This is a genomic window from Stenotrophomonas hibiscicola ATCC 19867, from assembly GCF_000382065.1.
Lineage (GTDB): Bacteria > Pseudomonadota > Gammaproteobacteria > Xanthomonadales > Xanthomonadaceae > Stenotrophomonas > Stenotrophomonas hibiscicola.
Genome location: NZ_KB907498.1, coordinates 906,523 through 928,533, shown reverse-complemented (window position 1 = coordinate 928,533; position 22,011 = coordinate 906,523). Strand labels below are relative to the sequence as shown.

The window sequence follows — 22,011 nt, the reverse complement described above, 5'->3', positions numbered from 1 at the left end:
TCATTCGCGCGCGAGCGTATCCAGCGACCAGCCGCCGGCATCCACGCGCAGCACCGATCCCTGTTCGTACCAGTCGCCCAGTACGATGCGGGTGCAGGTGCGTCCACCGGCCTGCAGCGTGTGCACCGCCGGGCGATGGGTGTGGCCATGGATCATCGTATCCACGCCGTGGCGCACGAAGGTGGCATCGACTTCGGCCGGGGCCACGTCGGTGACGGTCTCGAACTGTGCGCGGTCACCCTGCTTCATTTCCGCCTGGCGTGCCTGGCTGGCATCACGCGCCTTCTGCGCGAAGGCGATGCGCGCGGCCAGCGGCTGCGACAGGAACTGCGCCTGGAATGCCGGGTCGCGCGTCTGCGCGCGGAACTGCTGGTAGGGAATGTCGTCGGTGCACAACAGGTCGCCGTGCTGCAGCAGCACCGGGCGGCCGTACAGTTCGATCACGCAGGGGTCGGGCAGGATGCGCAGGCCGGCGCGGCGGGCATAGTCCTCGCCGAGCAGGAAATCGCGGTTGCCGCGGATGAAGTACACCGGCACGCCGCTGTCGAAGAGTGCCTTCAGTGCGTCGGCCACCGCATCGGCGGCGGGTGAGGGCGTGTCGTCGCCGATCCAGGCCTCGAACAGGTCGCCCAGGATGTACAGCGCATCGGCGCCGGGCGCCTGGTCGCGCAGGAAGCGCAGGAACAGGTCGGTGATCTCCGGACGGCTGGGGTCCAGATGCAGGTCGGAAATGAACAGCGTGGTCATGCCTGCATTCTAGGCCATCAACGATGACGGTAGCGCCGGGCCACGCGCGGCCGGTGCAGCGGCCATCACACCGGCAGCGGCAGCCAGGCCAGGCTGGCCGAGGCCAACAGGATGGCGATGCCGGTGGCGGCCAGTACATCGGACGGGTAGTGCAGGCCCAGTACCACCCGCGACAGCGCGACGCCGAAGGTGAAGGGAACCAGCAGCGGTGCCAGCCACGGGTAGTAGGCCAGCGCGACGATGGTGAACGACACCGCGTGCAGGGTGTGCCCGGAAGGGAAGCTGAACTCGTCCAGCGGCGCCACCCAGGCGCGGATGCGCAGATCGGCCGCATACGGGCGAGGGCGTCGGGTCCAGCGCTTGAGGCCCTTGTAGAGCAGCAGTGCGGCCAGCCCGGTGGCGGCCATGTGCACCGATGCACGCAGTCCGTCGAAGCCGTCCAGCAGCACCAGTGCGCCCATCAGCACGTACCAGAACACGCCATCGCCGAGCCGGCTGATGGCCGAGAACAGCCGGCGCACACGGCGACGCCGGCAGTAGTGATTGGCCCGGCGGCACAGCCGTGCTTCGCGGCCGGCCAGCAGCTCAAGCGGCGTAGTGCGCATGGCCGCTCCTCCGCGACTGGGCCAGCTCGGCCAGCAGCGCATCGAATTCGGCAACCACCTGTTGTGGATGCAGGCGCTTCATCGCACGCGCGGCGCTGCTGCCCAACTCGCGGCGCCGTGCATCATCGGCGGCCAGCTGCACGGCTGCCTCGATGAACTGCTCATCGTTTTCCACGGCCGCGCCGTTCTCGCCGTCACGCAGGTATTCGCGAGCCGCGCCATAGTCGAAAGCGACGGTGGCCAGGCCGCTGGCCATGCTTTCCAGCGTCACGTTGCCAAAGGTCTCGCTGCGGCTGGGGAACAGGAACAGATCGCCGCTGGCGAAATGCCGGGCCAGCGCATCGCCGCGCTGGATGCCGCAGAAGATGAAATCCGGGTTTTCATGTGCCAGTTTTTCGCGGGCTGGGCCATCGCCCACCCATACGAAGCGGGCTTTGGGCCGGATCTGCTGCAGGCGTCGGAAGGCTCTCACCGCCAGGCCAAGGTTCTTTTCCGCGGCGATGCGGCCGACGTAGATCGCGACCAGGCCATTGCCGTCCACGCCCCATTCCTCGCGCAGCGCCGGGTCGCGCCGGCCGGGATCGAACTGCTGGCTGTCGACCGCGCGCGCCAGCAGGCGCACGCGGTCGAAGCCCTGTTCAACAAGGAACTGCTGCAGTTCGCGGGTGGGCACCAGGGTTGCATCGGCCTGATTGTGGAACCGGCGCATCCAGCGCATCGCCGCGGCCTGCAGCCAGGCCACGCCGTAGTCGGGCAGGTACTCGTCGAAGCGGGTGTGGAAACCACTGGCGACCGGAATGCCAAGGCGGCGTGCGGTGCGCAGCGCCGACCAGCCCAGCGGGCCCTCGGTGGCAATGTAGACCGCATCGGGACGCTGCTGCTGCCAGTGGCGGTTGAGCCGGATCGGCGCAGGCAGGCCGAAGCGCAGGCCGGGGTAGCGCGGCAGTGCGGCGCCCGGAACCAGCAGCGCACCTGGCGCCGAGTCCGGTGCTTCGCTGGCCTGGCGTGGCCGGATCAGGTCGATTTCATGGCCGGAATTGCGCAGTCCCTGCTCCAGGCCCTGCACGGTGAGGGCAACGCCGTTCACTTCCGGCGGGTAGGTCTCGGTGACGATGGCATAGCGCATGGCGGGCCTCCGGGTTTCCGGCATGCTCGGGCCTGGCGATGTAGCGGATATGACCGCTTTGCGACCACGGGATGACGGCCGTCCGGTTGCCGTGGAGCCACGGCCCCGAAGGGCCGTGGTCGACAAGCGTCAGCAACGCGGGTGGATCAGAAGCGCTGCTGGTATTTCATGTAGATGAAACGACCGATGTCGTAGCCACCGTAGTAGGAGAAATTGGCGCTCGGCTGGCTGTACATGACCGGACCCTGGCGGCCGAACACATTGTTGGCACCGATCGAGACGGTCGCATCCCATGGCAGGTTGTAGCGTGCCTGCACGTCGTGGAAGGTGACCGATCCGCGACGGTTATAGTCACGGCTGCCGCTGAACCATGGTGCGCGCTGGTCGGGGTGCGAACACTCGTTCGGATACTCATCAACGCCCAGGCAGCGCTCCTTGACCGCAGAGAAGTAGCGCAGGCCCCAGGTCAGGCCGAGGTTGCCGCGTTCCCAGCCCAGCGATGCGTTGGAGCGCACGCGGAAGCCAATGCCACCGTCGGTGGCGATGCCATTGCTGGGAATCGGCGGTACATCCGCCTCGTTGGTGGTCCGTTGCTCCGCAGCGACCACATAGGTGGTCTTCCAGTCGGCGCTCAACGTGCCCCAGGAGGTTTCGATCTTGTGGCCGATCTCCAGGTCATAGCCTTCGGCCTGGCGGAAACCGCTGTTGCGGCTGCCATAGCTGAGCGTGTTGACGATGCCCAGCTCCGGGTCGCGGGTAAAGCTGCCGCAGCGCTCGGCGATGCCCAGTTCGTAGCAGTCGCGGAGGATGTCGTTGGGGTGGTCGGCGACAATGGTGTTGTCGATGCGGATCTTCCACCAGTCCAGCGCGATGTTCAGCCCTTCGGCAAACGTCGGGCTCCACACCAGGCCCAGGGTGCGGCTGGTAGAGGTTTCCGGCTTCAGGTCGGGATTGGAACCGTTGGTGAAGGGCAGCGGTGTCTGCCCGCTGCTGCCGGTGATCGGCTCATTGCCCTGGCCGAGCTGGCGGTAGCTGTCTGCATTGGCGATGTCGGCGGCGCAGCGTGCACGCACCTCCGGGCTGCTGGCGGCCGCGCCATACACCGTATCGCAGGGGTCACGGAAGCCGGTGGTGAAGGTCTGCGAACCCCCACCGTACAGATTCGCGATGGTCGGTGCACGGAAGCCCTGCGCCCAGGTGCCACGGACCAGCAGCTGGTCGATCGGCTTCCACGACACGCCGAACTTGCTGTTGAGGGTTCCGCCGAAGGTGGTGTAGTCCGAGTAGCGCGTTGCCGCGTCGAGGGTCAGCTGGCGTGCACCGGGGAGGTCGTGCAGCAACGGCACGCTCAGCTCCAGGTAGGCCTCGTCGACGCGGTAACCCCCTCCAGTGGGGCCCGCCGCCAGGTTGGTGGTGGCACCGGTCTGGGCCAGCGCGTCGGGAATGAAGCGCCCCTCCTCGCGGCGGCTCTCCACGCCCAGGGCGAAGCCCAGTTCCCCCGCAGGCAGCGTGGCAAGGCCTCCACTGAGGCTGGCGAACAGGTTGCGGGTGGTGTTTCTGCCACGGGTGATTTCCTCGGGGAACAGCCAGTCCTGCAGTTCGCTGTTGCCGGTCAGGCCGTAAGGGTCATCCTGGCCATACGGCACCAGCGGATTCCAGGGCTTGCAGCCGGCAATCGGTGCCTCCGGTGTACCGCATTCCACCTTGCCGGTGGCCGGGTTGTAGAACGAAGGGCCGGTGGAATCGGCGACGCGCTGCTTGTGCAGGTTGCCGGTGGCACGCTGCTCCAGTTCGCTGCGGTTGTACTGGTAGCCGGCTTCCCAATCGAACTCGCGACCGACGAACTGGAAGCTGCCTTCAAACGCGGCCACACCCTGCCAGGTGGTCAGTTCGCTGATGCTGACCCGCGGAATCTCCCAGGTGCGGCGGTTCCAGTGCACGTCGCTTGGGTGTTCATAGCCGTGGTGGCTGCCGAACGGGTTGAACCAGCTGTCGGCGGACATCGGCGTGATGCCGGCCGCAGCGGACTGGAACGGATAGCCGGCAACCTGGCGCGTGGTGGTACGCCGGTTGTAGGCCAGCTGCGTATTGAAGCGGACCTGGTCGTTCATATCCATGCGTGCGTCGACAAAGAGCGAATCGCGCTTGATCGGTGTCTGCACGTGCATCTGCTCGTTGCTGTTGCTGACATCACCGGTGAACGGTGTGTTGTCACTGAGGTGGAAACTGTCCGGCCCGCCCGGCTGGCTGCCGCGGTCGAGGGAATAGCTGCAGCCACGGCTGCTGCTGCAGCCCGGGCCCTTGAAGCCGACGATGCGCCCCCACTGGCCGACCGTGGTCCAGCCATCGTCCGGATGACGATCGGTGTAGCTGTAGGCGCTGAAGCCGCGGTCCTTGGCCCATACGCCCTTCTCTTCGACATGCTCGGCGGCGACGCTGATCGAGGCGCGGTCGTTCGACCAGCCGGCAACCACGTCGTACTGGGTGCGCGCACCGTCACCTTCGCTGAACTGCCCGTGGTAGACGTTGGCCGCCACGCCCTGGACGTTGCGCCGGGTGATGATGTTGACCACGCCGGCCATCGCGTCGGAACCGTAGATGGCCGAAGCGCCGTCCTTCAGCACTTCCATGCGCTCCACGGCAGCGGCGGGAATGCTGGAAATGTCCTGGTAACCCGAAGTGGTCATGCCCAGGCGCTTGCCGTTGACCAGCACCAGCGTGCGCTGCGCCCCCAGCCCGCGCATGTCCACGTAGCTGCCGCCGGAGGCTTCGCCACTGCTGAGCGGGCTGGCGCGGCTGAGCGCGGGGCTGCCGGTCGCGGTCAGGTTCTGCAGGATGTCCGCGACGGAATTGAAGCCCTGCCGCTCGATGTCGGCGCGGCTGATGGTCAGCACCGGCTGTGCGGTTTCCAGGTCGACCTGGCGGATGCGCGAACCGGTGATCTCGACACGGTCCAGCGTGGTGGCTTCCGGCGCGTGCTGGGCAAATGCGGGGGCGGCCAGCGCGGTGGTGGCCGTCACCGCCAGGGCACGACGGATCGCCAACCCGAGCTCGGGAATACGGATGGTCATGGGTCTCTCTCTCAGTCTTCGAAGTCTTCGGAGCACAGCCAAGCGGGGCTGCGTCAATCCCACCGCGGTGGTGGATGTTCGAACCTAGTGAAGATGGGCGCGGAGACGTATGGGCAAGCGACGAAAGTCGTGCAGACAGGTGTGACGCTTCTGCACAAAGCGGAAGCAGATCAATCGATTGCTCCGGCCTGCGGCGTTACGGCGGAGGCGAGGCAGCGGACCGGGTCCCTGATGGAACGCAGCACGGGCAATGTGGAAAGCGACAGTCTGCGCAGAATCAGAAAGAACCACGGCCCCGAAGGGCCGTGGTCGACAAGCGTCAGCAACGCGGGTGGATCAGAAGCGCTGCTGGTACTTCATGTACATGAAACGACCGATGTCGTAGCCACCGTAGTAGGAGAACGACGAGTTCGGCTTGCTGTACATCACCGGCGCTTCCTTGCCGAACACATTGTTGGCGCCCACCGACACGGTTGCCTCCCACGGCAGGTTGTAGCGGAACTGCACGTCGTGGAAGGTCACCGCGCCCCGCTCGTTGTAGGCGGTCGGCGACTTCAGCCACGGGGCCAGGAAGGTCGGATCGGAGCATTCGTCGGCATACCGCGAGGCGTTGAGGCAGCGCTCCTTCACACCGGAGTAGTAGCGTGCGGTCCAGCTGACGCCGAAGTCACCTACATCCCAGCCCAGCACCAGGTTCGAGCGCACGCGGAACGCAAGGCTGGTAGCGGTGCCGATGGTGTTGGCAACGCCGTTGATCGGCGTGATCGCATCGCGGACATCATTGGTGGAGCGGTAGACGTTCTTGCTCACATAGGTACTGGTCCAGCCTGCGCTCAGCTTGCCGTAGCCGGTGTCGACGCGATAGCTGACATCCAGGTCGTAGCCCTCGGTCTCGGCGAAACCGGCATTGCGGTTGCCGAACTTCAGGCCGGTGACGATGCCGTTGGACGGATCGCGGGTGAAGCGGCTGCAGCGCGATTCGATGCCCTGCTCATAGCAATCCTTCAGGATCTGGTTGGGGCTGTCACCGACGATGGTGTTGTCGATGCGGATCTTCCACCAGTCCAGCGCCACGTTGAAGTTGCTGAGGAAGGTCGGGCTCCACACCAGGCCCAGCGTTTTACTGGTCGAGGTCTCCGGAACCAGCAGCGGGTTGGAGCCGGACACGAACGGCGTCGGGGTGGCATCCTGCGCCGTGGTTACCGGCGTGTTGCCCTGCTTCAGCTGGCGGAAGTTGGCTGCATCGGCGATGTCACGTGCGCACCGTGCGCGGACTTCGGCACTGCCTTTGGCCGAGCCGAACACGGTGTCGCACGGGTCGCTGAACTGCGCGAAGGTTTCCGAACCACCACCGTACAGGTCGTTGATGGTCGGGGCGCGGAAGCCTTCTGCCCACGTACCACGGACCAGCAGCTGGTCGATCGGCTTCCACTTGAAGCCGAACTTGCTGTTGAGCGTGTTGCCGAAGGTGTTGTACTTGGAGTAGCGGGTAGCGGCATTGAAGCTCAGCTCGCGTGCGCCGGGCAGGTCGGCCAGCACCGGCACGTTGAGTTCCAGGTAGGCTTCCTTCACGTTGTAGCTGCCACCGGTCGGGCCAGCGGCCAGGTTGGTGGTGGCACCGGTCTGGGCCAGAGCGTCGGGGGTGTAGCGGCCATCTTCCTTGCGGCTTTCCACACCGAAGGCGAAGCCCAGGTCGCCGGCCGGCAGGGTCAGGATGCTGCCGGACAGATTGGCGAACGCGTTCTTGGTGGTGGTCCGGCCGGTGGTGTGCTCCGCCGGGAACAGCCAGGCCATCAGCTCTTCATTGCCGGTCAGTCCGTTCGGATCGTTTCTGCCGTAGGGCACCAGCGGGTTCCACGGCGTGCAGCCGCTGATCACCGCGCCCGGACGGCCACACATCACCTTGCCGGTGGCCGGATCCAGGAACGACGGGCCCACGGCGTCACGCACGCGCTTCTTGTGCAGGTTGCCGGTGGCGGTGGCGGTCAGCTCGTTGCGGTTGTACTGGTAGCCCACGTCCCAGTCGAAGTAGCGCTGGCCGATCTCGAAGCTGCCATCCAGCGACACTACCGCACGGTAGGTCTTCAGTTCGCTGGTGCTCACGCGCGGGATTTCCCAGGTGCGGCGGTTCCAGGCCACGTCGGTTGGCCTGGCATAGCCGTGCTGGGTGCCGAACGGGTTGAAGTAGCTGTCCTTGGACATCAGGCCGGTGGCGGTCGGGTCACCGGAGATGGACACCGAGCTGGACTGCAGCGGGTAGCCTGCAATCTGGCGCTCGGCCGAACGCTTGTTGTAGCCGAATTCGGTGCGCAGGTTGACCTGGTCGGTGATCTTGAAGCGACCGTCGAAGTACACCGAATCACGCTTGAGCGGATACATGACGTGCATCTGTTCGTTGGCGTTGCTGACGTCGCCGGTGAACGGGGTTGCGTCGGTCAGGTGGTAGTTGGCCGGGTTGGTCGGGTCAGCGCCGCGGTTGAGTGAGTAGCCACACCCCTGGGTGGCGTTGGTGCAGCCCGGGCCGCCCTTCAGGCCGGTAACCTGGCCCCACTGGCTCAGCGTGGTCCAGTTGGAGGCGTCGTTCGGGTGGCGGTCGCTCACGCCGTACTTGCTGAACCAGCGGTCCTTTGCCCAGACGCTCTTTTCTTCGGAGTGCTCCAGTGCCAGGGTCAGCGACACGCGATCGTTGCTCCAGCCGCCGACCACATCGAAGCGGTCACGGGCACCGTCGCCTTCGCTGTACTGGCCGTGGTAGACATTGGCGGTCACGCCGTTGACGTTGGAGCGGATGATGATGTTGATCACGCCCGCCATCGCGTCGGAACCGTAGATGGCCGAGGCGCCGTCCTTCAGCACTTCAATGCGCTCCACCGCAGACACCGGCAGCGAGGACACGTCCTGGTAGCCGGAGGTGCTGATGCCCAGACGCTTGCCATTGACCAGCACCAGGGTGCGCTGCGCGCCCAGGTTGCGCATGTCGATATAGGTGCCGCCGGTGTTCTCGCCAGCGCTCAGCGCGTTGGCACGGCTGATCGCCGGGCTGCCCATCGCGGTGACGTTCTGCAGGATGTCGGCCACCGAGCTGAAGCCCTGGCGCTCGATGTCCAGCCGGCTCAGTGCCAGGACCGGCTGAGCGGTCTCCACGTCCACCTGGCGGATGCGCGAGCCAGTGATCTCGATGCGATCCAGGGTGGTCGGCGCGGCGGTGCCGCCACTCTGGGCGAACGCAGGCAGGGCGGCCAGCGCCGCCGTGGTTGCCAGGGCGTAGCGGATGGCCTGCCCCAGGGGGGTAGTACGTGAAGTCATGACGAGCTCTCTCTCTCTAAGGTCGTGCAGGGACGCCAAAAAAGGGCGTCGAAGAAATCGGCCGCCGACAAGCGGACCGATGACCCGATAGTAGTCTCGTTGGTTAAGTCTCTGTAAAGAGGATATGTCGGTTTGTACCAGCTTTCTTCATCAGATTTCACGAAAGCTCAACAAAAGCAGTCGCTTAGCGGTCACGCTGGATGCGCTTGCTCGACATGATCTGCTGCATCGCAGCAGATCTATGCGGGGCACGTGCGCGAACTGTAACGGTGTGTGACCTTTTCCCCTGGTGGGGGCGCGGCGCTCAGGCCACGAACGGCCGGAACTGGATGCCCAGCCCGGCGATGCCATCGGTCTCGCCGATCAGGTCCGCGCGCAGCAGCGGCCGGGCATCGATGAAGGCCTGCGGCACGATCAGCGACAGGCGGTTGTCGTCGGCGGTCAGTTCCAGTGCCGGCAGCGGATCGTCCTCATGGGCACGGTTGAGCAGCACCGCCAGGCGCAGCAGGGCGGCCAGCCGGCGTGCGGTTAGCAGCAGGCGCTCGGGCAGGGCGTCGAAGGCGGTCTTGGTCACGCTGCGGCGGTGGCTGCGCACCAGCGCGGCCAGCATCTGCTGCTCCTGGCGCGAGAAGCCGGCGATATCCGAGTGCTCCAGCACATAGCTGCCGTGCACGTGGTAGCCGCTGTGCGCGATCATCAGGCCCAGCTCGTGCAGGCGCGCGGCCCAGCCGAGCATGCGCGCATCGTCGGCATCGAGCCTCCAGCGATCCTGCACCTGTTCCAGCAGCGACAGCGCGGTCTCCTGCACCCGCTCGGCCTGCACGGTATCGATGCCGTAGCGCTGGCTGAGTGCGGCCACCGATTCATCACGCAGGTCGTTCTCGCCGGCGCGGCCGACGATGTCATACAGGATGCCTTCGCGCATCGCGGCCTTGCTCACCAGCAGCTTTTGCAGGCCCAGCGCCTGGAACGCGGCTTCCAGTACCAGGATCCCGCCGGCGATGATCGGGCGGCGGTCGCTGGACAACCCGGGCAGCTGGATGTCGTCGATCTTCTTCGCCTTCAGCAGTTCATCGCGCAGCTGCGGCAGGGCCTCGGCGGTGATCGCGCCCTTGCTCAGCTTCATCGTCGCGCAGATCTCGCTGATCGCCTTGTGCGTGCCTGAAGAACCCAGGGCTTCCTGCCAGCCCAGCGCGCGGTACTTGCTGGCGAAGGGCTGGAACTCACGGCCGATCTCGGCCAGCGCATCCTTCCAGCGCTTCTTGCTCAGCTTGCCGCCAGGGAAGAAACGCCGTGTGCTGGCGATGCAGCCGGCCTGCAGGCTTTCGCGCTCCAGGGTCTGCATGCCCATGCCGATGATGAATTCCGTGGAGCCGCCGCCGATATCGATCACCAGCCGGCGCTGGCCGGGCTTGGGTGGTTGCGCATGGGCCACGCCCAGGTAGATCAGGCGCGCTTCTTCGCGACCGCTGACCACTTCGATGGCATGCCCGAGCGCGGTTTCGGCGGGAACCAGGAACGACTGCGGCGAGCGCAGCTGGCGCACGGTGTTGGTGGCCAGCGCACGCACCCGGTGCGGCGGCACATTGCGGATGCGCTGGCCGAAGCGGGCCAGGCATTCCAGTGCACGTTGGCGTGCAGCGGAAGAGAGACCACCCTTGCCATCCAGGCCATCGGCCATGCGCACCGTCTCGCGCAGGCGGTCGATCACCCGCAGCTGACCGAGCGTGTAGCGCGCGATGACCATGTGGAAACTGTTGGAGCCAAGGTCGATGGCGGCCAGCAGGTCGCCATCCTGCAATGCGGGCGGAGTCGTGGTGGTATGCGGCATGGACGAATGTTAGCCGAAGGGGCGGTGTGCTCGTCACCGCGCGGCCTTCACATTTTGGAAGGAGGCGTGCAGCACGATGGCAAGGGGTCAGATCCCGCTGTGGGTGGGTGCCGACCGTTCGTCGGCACTGATCGAATCCCGACCAGCGGTCGGGATCCACCGGGGCAAGACTACAGCCCCTGCATCAATGCCATCTGCGCGGAATGCGGCGCTTCGTCGTGCGCCGGCGCGCGCTTGTGGTAGATGCCGTCGGCATCCAGTTCCCAGGCGTTGAGATTGTCGTCCAGGTAGTTCTGCAGCACTTCGCGATAGACCCGCTTGGCCAGCTCCGGGTCGAGGATCGGGAAGCAGGTCTCGACCCGGCGCAGCAGGTTGCGCTCCAGCCAGTCGGCGCTGGCGCAGTACATTTCCGGAGCGCCGTCGTTGCCGAACCAGTAGACGCGGCTGTGTTCCAGGAAGCGGCCGACGATCGAGCGCACGCGGATGTTGTCCGAGATGCCCGGCACACCCGGGCGCAGGGTGCAGGCGCCGCGGATGATCAGGTCGATCTGCACGCCGGCCTGCGAGGCCGCGTACAGGGCGCGCACCACCTGCGGTTCGTTCAACGCGTTCATCTTGGCGATGATCCGCGCCGGGCGGCCGGCGGCGGCGATGCGCGTCTCGCGCTCGATGCGGCCGAGGATGCCGGTATGCAGAGTGAAGGGCGACTGCAGCAGGCGCTTGAGCTTCATCTTCGAGGCGAGGCCGGACAGCTGCTGGAACAGCAGGTGCACGTCGTTGCCGATGTCCGGGTCAGCCGTGATCAGGCTGATGTCGGTGTACGCGCGGGCGGTACCGCTGTGGTAGTTGCCGGTGCCCAGGTGTACATAGCGGCGCAGTTTGCGGCCTTCGCGGCGCACGATCAGCAGCATCTTGGCGTGGGTCTTGTAGCCGACCACGCCGTACACCACCTGCACGCCGGCCTCCTGCAGGCGATCGGCCAGGCCCAGGTTGGCTTCCTCGTCGAAGCGCGCGCGCAGTTCAACCACCACGGTCACGTCCTTGCCGTTGCGCGCGGCCTGGATCAGTGCATCGACGATCAGCGAATCCTTGCCGGTGCGGTACAGGGTCTGCTTGATCGCCAGCACGTTCGGATCGATCGCCGCCTGCCGGATCAGGTCCAGCACCGCGGTGAAGGCATCGAACGGATGGTGCAGCAGCAGGTCCTGGCGTGTCACTGTCTCGAAGATGCCGTCGCTGTCGCGCAGGGTGCGCGGGGTCATCGGCGGGTACTTCAGGTCCGGCTGCGCGATCAGGTCGTACAGCTGGATGATGCGGTTGAGGTTGACCGGGCCATCAATGCGGTAGACCGCGTTCTCGGTCAGGCCGAAATTCTGCAGCAGGGTGCGCACGATCTCACGCGGCATGTCGTGGGCGATCTCCAGGCGCACCGCCGGCCGGTAGCCGCGGTCCACCAGCTCGTCGCGCAGCGCCAGCGCCAGGTTTTCCACTTCCTCCTCATCCACCACCAGCTCGGAGTTGCGGGTAACGCGGAACTGGTAGGCGCCCTGGACTTCCATGCCCGGGAACAGCTCATCGACGAAGGTGGACAGCACCGACGACAGGAACACGAAATTCTGTGATCCGCCCAGCTTTTCCGGCAGCTGGATGATGCGCGGCAGTGAGCGCGGCGCACGCACGATGGCCAGGTGGCCGGCGCGGCCGAACGCGTCGGTGCCTTTGAGCACCACCACGATATTCAGCGACTTGTTGAGGATCTTCGGGAACGGATGCACCGGGTCCAGGCCCAGCGGCGACAGCACCGGCATGATCTCGTTGCGGAAATAGGCGCGCAGCCAGCGCCTCTGTCGATCGGTCCAGGAATGGCGGCCGAGCACGCCGATGCCGGCGTCCATCAGCGCCGGGCGCAGCGTCTCGTTCCAGCAGCGGTACTGCTGGTCCACCAGTTCGGCGGCGCGGTCATGAATGGCGCTGAGGATGGCCTGCGGGCTCATCCCGTCCGGTGCCGGCGGCAGGCCGAATTCCTGCGCGTGGCGCACGGCGGCGGCGCGGATCTCGAAGAACTCGTCGAGGTTGGTGCAGGAGATGCACATGAAGCGCAGGCGCTCCAGCAGCGGCACCTGCGGGTCCATCGCCTGGGCCAGCACGCGGAAGTTGAAATCCAGCTGCGACAGCTCACGGTTGATGTACAGCGCCGGGTCGCGCAACGGATCGTTGTCCGGGCTCACGGGGAGGGGGAGGGATCCGAGGCTGCTCATGGCGTCATTCTTCGATGGAGGTCAGGGGGGCGGACTCGCGCGGGCGCACGTGGTCGGCATCGAAATGGCAGGAGAACACCGAGCCCTTGCCGACTTCGCTTTCGATCTCCAGCCTTGCGTGGTGCAGGCCGAGGATGTGCTTGACGATCGACAGGCCCAGTCCGGTACCGCCACTCTCGCGTGAGCGGCTGCTGGAAACGCGGTAGAAGCGTTCGGTCAGGCGCGGCAGGTGCGTGGCGGGAATGCCGTAGCCGGAATCGCGCACGGCCAGCACGGCGCCGTCGCCCTCGCGGCGGAACTCCACCGCGATGCGGCCACCGGCCGGGGTGTAGCGCACCGCGTTGGTGACCAGGTTGGAGAAGGCGCTGTGCAGCTCCTTGGTCGAGCCCTGCAGGTCGACGCCGGCCAGATCGTCGATGCTGATCTGGTGGCGGCCCTGGCTGTGCGCTTCGGCCTCGCGGCGCAGGGTTGCCAGCATCGGCTGCATGGCCACGGTCTCTTCCTCGCTGTGTTCCTGCGATTCCAGGCGCGACAGCGTCAGCAGGTCTTCCACCAGCTGGGCCATGCGCTGGCTCTGCTTGCGCATTTCTTCCAGCATCGGCCCGGTTCCCGGGAAATCCTCCGGGTCCATCATGTCCAGGTAGCCGTGGACCACGGTAAGCGGCGTGCGCAGTTCGTGTGAAACATTGGCCACGAAGTCGCGGCGCACCTGTTCCAGGCGAAGCAGCTTGCTGACGTCACGCGCGATCAGCAGCCAGTAATCCGACGAATAGGGAATCAGGCGCAGGTTCAGGCGGATCGCCGGGTCGACCGGCGAGGGCACGTCCAGGATCGGCTCGGCGTTGCGGCCACCGGCCAGCCAGTGCGCCAGCGGCATTGGCTGCAGGCGTTCGACCAGGGCCTCGCCAAGGTCGCCGGGATGGTGCAGGCCGAGCAGGGCGGTAGCCGCTTCGTTGAACCACTGCACGCGCTGGCTGTTGCGGTCCAGCACCACCACCGCATCGGGAAGCGCGGCGGCAGCGGCGCGGTAGCTGCGCAGCATGTCCAGCAGGCGGCGCTTGCGTACGCGCATTTCCACCTGGTTGCGGTACAGCAGGCGGTCCAGCTCGTTCCAGACGCCGCTGCCTTCCTCGGCGGTGTCCCAGCGCTGGCGCGCGGTCAGCCGCCGCAGCACGCTGCGCAGCCGCCAGTAGTGCCAGGCCAGGGTGGCCAGCGCGCCCAGTGCGATGCACAGCCACAGATGCCCCGAGAGCCACCCCACCAGTCCGGCGAACAGCAGCACCGCGGCAACGGTGGCCAGGGTCTTCAACCAGGCAGAGCGGATGTGGCGGGGCATTGCGATCTCGTCGTTGAGGTGCGGCGGTTCACTGGGGTGAACCGAGGGTTATAGCAGAGTTGCCGGCGCCGGCACCCGCAGGTGCGTGGCGCCGGCACGACGAGACTCAGGTGGCAGTGGAGAAACGGTAGCCGGCGCCGCGCACGGTCTGCACCATGTTCTCGGCGTTGAACGGTTCCAGCGTCTTACGCAGGCGGCGGATGTGCACGTCGATGGTGCGCTCCTCCACGTACACGCTGCCGCCCCACACATGGTCCAGCAGCTGGGCGCGGGTATAGACGCGCTCCGGGTGGGTCATGAAGAAATGCAGCAGGCGGTATTCGGTCGGGCCGATCGGCACCGGCTGGTCATTGGCGAATACGCGATGCGCCGCGCCATCGATGCGGATCGGGCCGACCGCCACGCTGCCGTCCTCGTCGTCCTCGCGGGCGCGGCGCATCACCGCGCGGATGCGGGCCAGCAGTTCGCGCGCCGAGAACGGCTTGACCACATAGTCGTCGACGCCGGCTTCAAGGCCGCCAACGCGGTCGTTCTCTTCGCCGCGCGCGGTCAGCATGATGATCGGCACTTCGCGGGTCAGCGTTTCCTTGCGCCAACGACGGGCCAGGTCCAGGCCACTCGTACCGGGCAGCATCCAGTCCAGCAGGATCAGGTCGGGGACGCGGTCGGCGATCGCAGTCTGGGCCTCCCGGGCATCGCCGGCGTGGACCGGTTCGTAATCGCCCTTGCGAAGGGCGAAGGCGACCATTTCACGGATCGCGGGCTCGTCATCGACGATCAGGATGCGTTTCTGCACGAGGACACCGTAGGGCTCGGTTACTGGAGTGGTGCCAGTAGACTACGGTTTGATGACATGTTTGTGACTACCCGGCCTGGAACCTGCTGGGACTGCCATCGGCCGGTCATGCAGCGCTCAGCGCCGGTCCAGGTCCGGATCCTGCACACCCTGGCGGCGCAGCTCCAGCACGGTCGGGGTGATCGATTCGATGCGCGCGTCAACCCGCGCACGGCCGATGTAATCCAGTGCCGGGTTGCGCTTGAGCGCCTGCAACTGCAGCAGCGCCTGCTCCGGCCGTCCGCTGAGGAAGGCCGCCTCGGCATAGGCCTCGCTGGCACGCACGCTGTCGCCGGCCAGCTCGCTGGCGCGGGCATATCGCTGCTGGAAGACCGGATCATTACCGCTTTGCGACAGCAGGGGCCGCAGCATGGCCTGCGCGCGCTGGCCGGCCTCACGGGTACCCTGTTCGTTCAGGATCTCGGCATAGGTCAGTGCCACCGGGCGGCTGTTGGGGTGCTGGCGCAGCAACTGCTCGAAGCGGCTGTTGGCCTGGGCGGCCTGGCCGGCCCGTGACTCCGCTTCGCCCAGCGCCAGTGCCAGCCACAGGTTGTCCGGCCGGGCCTGCAGCAGGCCGGCCAGGGTCTGCCGGGCCTGGATGGCGCCGGCGCGACCGCCGCGCATCACCGCCAGCGCCTGGCCATAGCGCTGGGCATCGTTGAGGCCGTCCTCCTGGCGCTTGGCCAGATCGGCGTACTCGCGTTCCAGCTCGGGCGCGGAGTCCGCGCTGAGCACGCGCAGGCGCTCGCGCGCCCAGTCGAAGTCGCCACTGGCGCCGCGGCTGAGCTGGCCCATCGGGATGCGCAGCACGTTGCTGGGCAGCAGCGGGTTGTTTCCGCGCAGCAGGGGCTCGGCCAGGCTGGGGTCGGCCGGGTCCACGCGCTCCCTGCGCTCGCCGCTGGGGGTGGTGGTGGTCAGCAGCACCGTGTCCTTCTTCATCTGCTCGGCGCGGGCCTTGGCCTCGCTGATGCGGGTGATGTTGACCGGGTGGGTGCGCAGGAACTCGGGCACGCTGTAGCCGCCTTCGTTGCCGCGCATCGCCGATGCCATCCGTTCGAAGAAGCCGGCCATGGCATCCACGTCGTAGCCGCTGCGCGACAGCGTGCGGATGCCGAGGCGGTCGGCCTCGGACTCGTTGGAGCGGGTGTAGTTGATCTGCCGCTGCTGCATCAGGCCCATGCCGGAACTGATCGCGGCCATGGTCGCGTTGCCGGAGGACGTGCTGTTGCTGGCCTGCGCGGCCACCACCGCCGCCAGCATGCCCAGCAGGATCGGGATCTGGTCGCGCTGGGCGCGCTCTACCCCGCGCAGCACGTGCTGCTGGGTAACGTGGGCGATTTCGTGGGACAGCACCGCGGCCACCTCGTCCTCGCGCTCGGCGGTCAGGACCAGGCCGGCATTGACGCCGATGTAGCCGCCGAGGGTGGCGAAGGCGTTGATCTGCCGGTCCTTCATCACGAAGAAGGTATAGGGCTGCCGTGGCTGGTCACTGTTGGAGCCGAGCCGGGTACCCATGGTCTGCAGCCAATCGTTCACCAGCGGGTCGTCCAGCAGGTAGCCATAGTTGCGCAGCTCGCGCAGCATCATCGCGCCGTACTCGGCCTGGCGGGCCGGGGTCAGCAGCTCACCGGCCGAGGAGCCGATGTCGGGCAGCTTCTCCTGGGCCTGGGCCAGCGGCACGGCCAGGGCCAGGGTGACGGCGGTAGTCAGCAGCAGGGCTCGCAAGCAGGGGGTCCTCGGGCGGGGCGCGCCAAGCGTGGCAGGGCAGGGGGCAACCATTCGTTAATCCACAGTGTTGCGGCCGTGGCGTGGAAATTCCAGCGCACCGGTACCATATGTAGACCGTCGATCCATCGTGGAGTTTCCCGTGACAGCCCAGACCGCCGGCGGTGCCCCCGCCATCACCATCTATTCCACCGCCGTCTGCCCGTACTGCGTGGCCGCCAAGAACTTCCTGAAGAGCAAGGGCCAGCAGTGGACCGAGGTCCGCATCGACCTGGACCCGGCCGAGCGGGAGAAGATGGTGGCCAAGACCCGCCGTACCAGCGTGCCGCAGATCTTCGTCGGCGACGTCCATGTCGGCGGCTACGACGACATGATGGCCCTGCACCGTGAAGGCAAGCTCGAGCCGCTGCTGGCCGGGCAGGGTCAGGCATGAGCGCGGCCGACGACGGCAGCAAGGACCGCATCGCCGAGTTCACCGACTTCCGCAAGCGCATGAACGAACGCATCCTGGGCGAACCGAACCAGGTGGTGCGGCGCTTCTTCGCGCTGGACACGCAGACCTACCAGGCCGGCGCGCTGGACGTGAAGACCAAGGAACTGCTGGGCCTGGTGGCTTCGATGGTGCTGCGCTGCGACGACTGCATCAGCTACCACGTGGCCCAGTGCAAGGACGCCGGGGTGACCCGCGAAGAGTTCTTCGAGACCTTCTCGGTCGGCCTGGTGGTCGGCGGTTCCATCGTGATCCCGCACCTGCGCCGCGCGGTCGACTTCCTCGACCAGCTCGAAGGCGGCGCCGCCGCGCCAGCCGCGCACGAGCACTGAGGGGCGTGCTGGCCGCGGGCCGGCATCGCCTGAATCCGGCATGGCCGGGGTTGCCGGCCAGCGGCCGGCACTACCGGACCTGCAAGGGGGCCTTCCCCGCAATCCAACAGTCCAGGAGCCCCCTTGTTGTTCAAGGGGGCGCGCCGACAGGCGCAGGGTTAAGGCGGGATGCGCGGGCAATTCTGCCTGAGCCGGGGACTGGGACCATGGTCTATTTGGGACCTCGGCCCCGGCTCAGGCATAATTGCCGGTGAAACTTCCTTTGCGCCGGCGTTTCCGGGCACGTCCGGACGGCGTTTTTCCCCCTGTTCGGAACATCGATCAATGACGCAGAAAATTACGGTCATCCGCGGCGACGGCATTGGCCCGGAAATCATGGACGCCACCCTGTTCGTGCTCGACCAGCTCAAGACTGGCCTGGAGTACGAAGACGCTGACGCCGGCCTGGTGGCCCTGGAAAAGCACGGCGACCTGATGCCGGCGGTGACCCTGGAATCGATCGCGCGCAACAAGGTCGCGCTGAAGAGCCCGCTGACCACCCCGGTCGGTGGTGGCTTCACCTCGATCAACGTCAGCCTGCGCCGCCATTTCGATCTGTACGCCAACGTGCGTCCGGCCCACACCTTCCCGAACACCAAGTCGCGTTTCGACAACGTCGACCTGATCACCGTTCGTGAGAACACCGAAGGTGCCTACCTGGCCGAAGGCCAAGAAGTGTCTGCCGACGGCGAGACCGCGTTCTCCGGCACCCGCATCACCCGCAAGGGCTCCGAGCGCATCGTGCGCTACGCCTTCGAGCTGGCCAAGAGCACCGGCCGCAAGAAGGTCACCGCCGTGCACAAGGCCAACATCATCAAGTCGACCTCGGGCCTGTTCCTGAACGTCGCCCGTGAAGTGGCCGCGCAGTACCCGGACATCGAATTCCAGGAAATGATCGTCGACAACTGCTGCATGCAGCTGGTGATGCGTCCGGAACAGTTCGACGTGATCGTCACCACCAACCTGTTCGGCGACATCATCTCCGACCTGTGCGCCGGCCTCGTCGGCGGCCTGGGCCTGGCCCCGGGTGCCAACATCGGCAAGGATGCGGCGATCTTCGAAGCCGTGCACGGCACCGCGCCGGACATCGCCGGCCAGGGCAAGGCCAATCCGTGTGCGCTGCTGCTGGCAGCCGCGCAGATGTTGGACCACGTCGGCCAGCCGGAAAATGCCGAGCGCCTGCGCAAGGCCATCGTGGCGACCATGGAAGCCAAGGACTCGCTGACCGGCGACCTGGGCGGCACCGGCACCACCATGAGCTTCGCCAAGGCCATCGCCAGCCGCCTGTAAGCGGCCGGTCGGCCTCGGTTGGATCCCAGCGGGGCGCCTTCGGGCGCCCCGTTGCGTTTTCCGGTAGATCCACGCCATGCGTGGATGACGGAATGATCGGTTGTGCGGTTTTCGCACAGGTCATGTGCCCCCGCACGGCTGGTTCGTGCGCCAATCGCTCCGCATCCTGTGCCCCACACCCACCGCACAGGAACCCTCCCATGAACCTCACCGCCTTCGGCCTGGCCAGCCTGATCGGCATGGCCGTCACCACTCCGGTCGTCGCCGCCGAGCCGGCCCATCCCACCATCCGCCATATGGCGGGCGCGCCGGTCGCGGCCTCGCTGGATGCGGCGAAGACTGCGGTGTTGGTGATCGACTTCCAGAACGAGTACTTCGACGCCAGCGCCGCGCCGGGCTTCGCCGGTGGCCGCATGGTCATTCCCGATGGCGTGGCCGCACTGCGCCAGGCCAAGCGGGTGGTCGCGTTCGCCGATGCCCACGGCATCCGCGTGATCCACGTGCAGCATGTGTTGCCGGCCGGCGCACCGCTGTTCGCGCTGGGCAGCGTCAATGCCGACTTCCATCGCGACCTGCAGCCGCGCAAGGGCGAGACCGTGGTGCAGAAGGACAACGTCAGCGTGTTCGCTGGCAGCTCGGCCGCGGTGCTCGACACGGTGCTGAAGCATGCCGGTATCGACACCCTTATCGTCACCGGCCTGCAGACCCATGCCTGCGTCGCCGGTGCTGCGCGCGACGCAGCGGCCGCACCACGTGGCTACCGGGTGATCGTCTCGTCCGACGCCAGCGCCAGCCGCGACCTGGACCTGGCCGGTGGCCAGCGCATCGGCCATCGCGCGCTGCATGACGCCTCGCTGGCGCAGATCGAAGACGCGTTCGGGGATGTCATGAGTACCGACGCGATCCTGGCGTTGCCGGTGCGCAAGGCTGGCGACGGCGCTTGATAAGCTGGCGGGGCCCGCATGCCGTGGGCACCGCAACGTGGAGCCACTAGCCGATGGATCACTTCGCCGCCCTGCGTGCGCTGCGCGCCATCGTTGACGCGGGCAGTTTCACCGCGGCCGCTGAACGCCTGGGAACCACCCACTCGGCGATGTCACGGCAGTTGCGCCAGCTGGAAGAACATCTGCAGGTTCGCTTGCTCGATCGCAACAGCCGCCGGCTGTCATTGACCGAGGCCGGGCGCGACTACTATCGCGAGGCGGCAACGCTGCTGGACCGCCTGCAGGAGGCGGACGATCGTGCCCGCGCCGGGCAGGCGCAACCCCGTGGCAGGGTGCGGATCAGCGTGCCGCAGGTGGTGGCCAGCCAGGAGCTGCCGCATTGGTTGCCGTCCTTCCTGCAGCGCTACCCGCAGGTCGCGCTGGATCTGTCGGCCGATGATCAGCTCGTCGATGTCGTCGGTGGTGGCTTCGACCTGGCGCTGCGTATTGCAGCCTCGCTACCGGACAGCCAGCTGGTCGCGCGCGAGCTGGCCAGCTGCCCGCGCATCCTGGTCGCCGCACCGGCCTACCTGGCGCGTCATGGCCTGCCGCGTCAGCCGTCGGACCTTGCGCAGCACGCGCTGCTGGGGTTCAGTCCTGCAGCGGCGATGTCGCCCTGGCAGCTGCAGGGGCCGCGCGGCGCCAGCGCGAGCATCGAGGCCGGGCAACGCCTGCGGGTGGATGCAACGCCGGCGCTGTATGCCGCCGCGCTGGCGGGCATGGGCATCAGCCTGTTCACCGCACTGACCGTGCAGGAAGACCTGCGCGCCGGTCGTTTGATCCGTGTGCTGCCCGCCTGGCACGCCGGGCAGCGGCGCTACTTCGCGCTGTATCCGCATGCGCGGGCGCTGGCGCCGAAAGTGCGCGCGCTGGTCGAGCACCTTGCGGCGCACTACGCTGCACAGGTGGGCGCGACTGGCTAGCCGGGAAATGCAGCGATGCGTAACAAAGAGAAAAGGGCGCCCAGAAGGCGCCCTTTGTCGTTTATGGCTCTATCCGGTTCAGCGCTGCTGGATCTTCGACAGCAGGCGCAGGAACTCCACATATAGCCAGACCAGGGTCACCATCAGGCCGAATGCGCCATACCACTCCATGTACTTCGGCGCGCGCTGGGCGACACCGGTCTCGATGAAGTCGAAGTCCAGCACCAGATTCAGCGCGGCCACGACCACCACGAACAGGCTGAAGGCGATGCCCAGCCAGCCGGAGTCATGGATCACCGGCACGTTGATGTTGAAGAAGCCCAGCACGAACGAGGCCAGGTAGAGCAGGGCGATGCCGCCAGTGGCCGCGATCACGCCCAGCTTGAAGTTCTCGGTGGCCTTGATCAGGCCGCTGCGGTACGCGAACAGCAGCGCGAACAGGGTGCCGAAGGTCAGCAGCACGGCCTGGTATACGATGCCGGGGAACTTGGCGTTGAACACGGCCGAGATGGCGCCGAGGAACAGGCCTTCCACCAGCGCGTACATCGGCGCGGTGACCGGCGACCATTCCTTCTTGAAGACGGTGATCAGCGCCAGCACGAGGCCGCCGATGGCGCCGCCCATGGCATACAGCTTGGCTCCGGCCATGACCTGGCCGTAGTCATCGATGGTCTGGTTCCAGGCGAAAGCGGCCGTCAGCACGGTCAACAGCAACAGGAAGCCGGTCTTGTTGACGGTGCCGTTGAGGGTCATTGCCTGGTCGGGGCTGGTCACCACCGAGCCGCTGGCGAGGTCGAGGAAGGTCGACTCGGAAAGAGCCGGATTGCCGCTGCGCATGCGTGTTCTCCGTGCGAATGAAAGGTCGGGACGGCCGTCCGGCCGATGTCTGCGAGCATAGCCGATGACCACGCATGGCGCCGTGGCGGTTTCATGGCTGGTCTCGCCTGCGTTGACAGCTCACGATGTGCTTGGCCACAATGAACGACTCCCCGGGCCTGGCCCGAGGGGATTGCAAGACCGGGGTATAGCGCAGTCTGGTAGCGCGCCTGCTTTGGGAGCAGGATGTCGGGGGTTCGAATCCCTCTACCCCGACCAATCCCACGTCACGTCGGAT

16 protein-coding genes and 1 tRNA gene are annotated in these 22,011 nt (G+C 66.7%); 6 read left to right on the top strand and 11 right to left on the bottom strand.

The features are described 5' to 3' along the window. From lpxH to G370_RS0104490, 10 genes are all read right to left on the bottom strand, one after another. Positions 1-747, bottom strand: coding sequence for a UDP-2,3-diacylglucosamine diphosphatase (lpxH, locus tag G370_RS0104535; protein ID WP_019659544.1), 747 nt, complete (start codon positions 745-747; stop codon positions 1-3). A gap of 65 nt (positions 748-812) precedes the next feature. Beyond that, on the bottom strand, positions 813-1,352 hold the full coding sequence (locus G370_RS0104530; protein WP_019659543.1) for a phosphatase PAP2 family protein: 540 nt from the start codon (positions 1,350-1,352) through the stop codon (positions 813-815). Further along, positions 1,333-2,478 (bottom strand): glycosyltransferase family 4 protein, encoded by a 1,146-nt coding sequence (locus tag G370_RS0104525; RefSeq protein ID WP_019659542.1) that lies wholly within the window; start codon positions 2,476-2,478, stop codon positions 1,333-1,335. Before G370_RS0104525 ends, G370_RS0104530 begins: the two co-directional genes overlap by 20 nt. Before the next feature lie 146 nt (positions 2,479-2,624). Beyond that, positions 2,625-5,549, bottom strand: a complete 2,925-nt coding sequence (locus G370_RS0104520; RefSeq protein WP_019659541.1) for a TonB-dependent receptor domain-containing protein — start codon at positions 5,547-5,549, stop codon at positions 2,625-2,627. 336 nt (positions 5,550-5,885) lie between these two features. Further along, a complete protein-coding gene (locus G370_RS0104515; protein WP_019659540.1) occupies positions 5,886-8,855 on the bottom strand; it encodes a TonB-dependent receptor domain-containing protein in 2,970 nt (989 codons plus the stop codon). Between the two features lie 304 nt (positions 8,856-9,159). Continuing rightward, complete coding sequence (gene ppx / locus G370_RS0104510) at positions 9,160-10,686, bottom strand: exopolyphosphatase (RefSeq protein WP_019659539.1); 1,527 nt, start codon at positions 10,684-10,686, stop codon at positions 9,160-9,162. A 170-nt stretch (positions 10,687-10,856) separates the two neighbouring features. Beyond that, on the bottom strand, positions 10,857-12,944 hold the full coding sequence (gene ppk1 / locus G370_RS0104505; RefSeq protein WP_019659538.1) for a polyphosphate kinase 1: 2,088 nt from the start codon (positions 12,942-12,944) through the stop codon (positions 10,857-10,859). Positions 12,945-12,948: 4 nt separating this feature from the next. Next, complete coding sequence (gene phoR / locus G370_RS0104500; RefSeq protein ID WP_019659537.1) at positions 12,949-14,280, bottom strand: phosphate regulon sensor histidine kinase PhoR; 1,332 nt, start codon at positions 14,278-14,280, stop codon at positions 12,949-12,951. 106 nt (positions 14,281-14,386) lie between these two features. Beyond that, the gene (phoB, locus tag G370_RS0104495; protein ID WP_005408258.1) at positions 14,387-15,076 is read right to left on the bottom strand and encodes a phosphate regulon transcriptional regulator PhoB; all 690 of its coding nucleotides are present in this window, start codon (positions 15,074-15,076) and stop codon (positions 14,387-14,389) included. Between the two features lie 117 nt (positions 15,077-15,193). Further along, the gene (locus tag G370_RS0104490) at positions 15,194-16,840 is read right to left on the bottom strand and encodes a tetratricopeptide repeat protein (RefSeq protein ID WP_019659536.1); all 1,647 of its coding nucleotides are present in this window, start codon (positions 16,838-16,840) and stop codon (positions 15,194-15,196) included. A gap of 142 nt (positions 16,841-16,982) precedes the next feature. Here G370_RS0104490 and grxC point away from each other — a divergent pair, with 142 nt between their 5' ends. The 5 genes from grxC (at position 16,983) to G370_RS0104465 (ending at position 20,897) form a co-directional block, all read left to right on the top strand. Next, positions 16,983-17,273 carry a glutaredoxin 3 gene (gene grxC, locus G370_RS0104485; RefSeq protein WP_019659535.1) on the top strand — a complete coding sequence of 97 codons (291 nt, stop codon included), beginning with the start codon at positions 16,983-16,985 and terminating at the stop codon, positions 17,271-17,273. Then, positions 17,270-17,662: a carboxymuconolactone decarboxylase family protein gene (locus G370_RS0104480; protein WP_005408260.1), complete on the top strand. Its 393-nt coding sequence runs from the start codon at positions 17,270-17,272 to the stop codon at positions 17,660-17,662. Before grxC ends, G370_RS0104480 begins: the two co-directional genes overlap by 4 nt. A gap of 324 nt (positions 17,663-17,986) precedes the next feature. Continuing rightward, positions 17,987-18,991: an isocitrate dehydrogenase gene (locus G370_RS0104475; RefSeq protein ID WP_019659534.1), complete on the top strand. Its 1,005-nt coding sequence runs from the start codon at positions 17,987-17,989 to the stop codon at positions 18,989-18,991. A gap of 200 nt (positions 18,992-19,191) precedes the next feature. After that, complete coding sequence (locus G370_RS0104470) at positions 19,192-19,935, top strand: cysteine hydrolase family protein (protein ID WP_019659533.1); 744 nt, start codon at positions 19,192-19,194, stop codon at positions 19,933-19,935. 53 nt (positions 19,936-19,988) lie between these two features. Then, positions 19,989-20,897, top strand: a complete 909-nt coding sequence (locus G370_RS0104465) for a LysR family transcriptional regulator (protein WP_019659532.1) — start codon at positions 19,989-19,991, stop codon at positions 20,895-20,897. Positions 20,898-20,975: 78 nt separating this feature from the next. Here G370_RS0104465 and G370_RS0104460 read toward each other — a convergent pair whose 3' ends face one another. Beyond that, entirely contained in the window at positions 20,976-21,734 is a 759-nt protein-coding gene (locus tag G370_RS0104460; protein WP_019659531.1) for a Bax inhibitor-1/YccA family protein, read from the bottom strand. Between the two features lie 181 nt (positions 21,735-21,915). Here G370_RS0104460 and G370_RS0104455 point away from each other — a divergent pair. Further along, positions 21,916-21,992, top strand: a tRNA-Pro gene (locus G370_RS0104455). Positions 21,993-22,011: the final 19 nt, after the last annotated feature.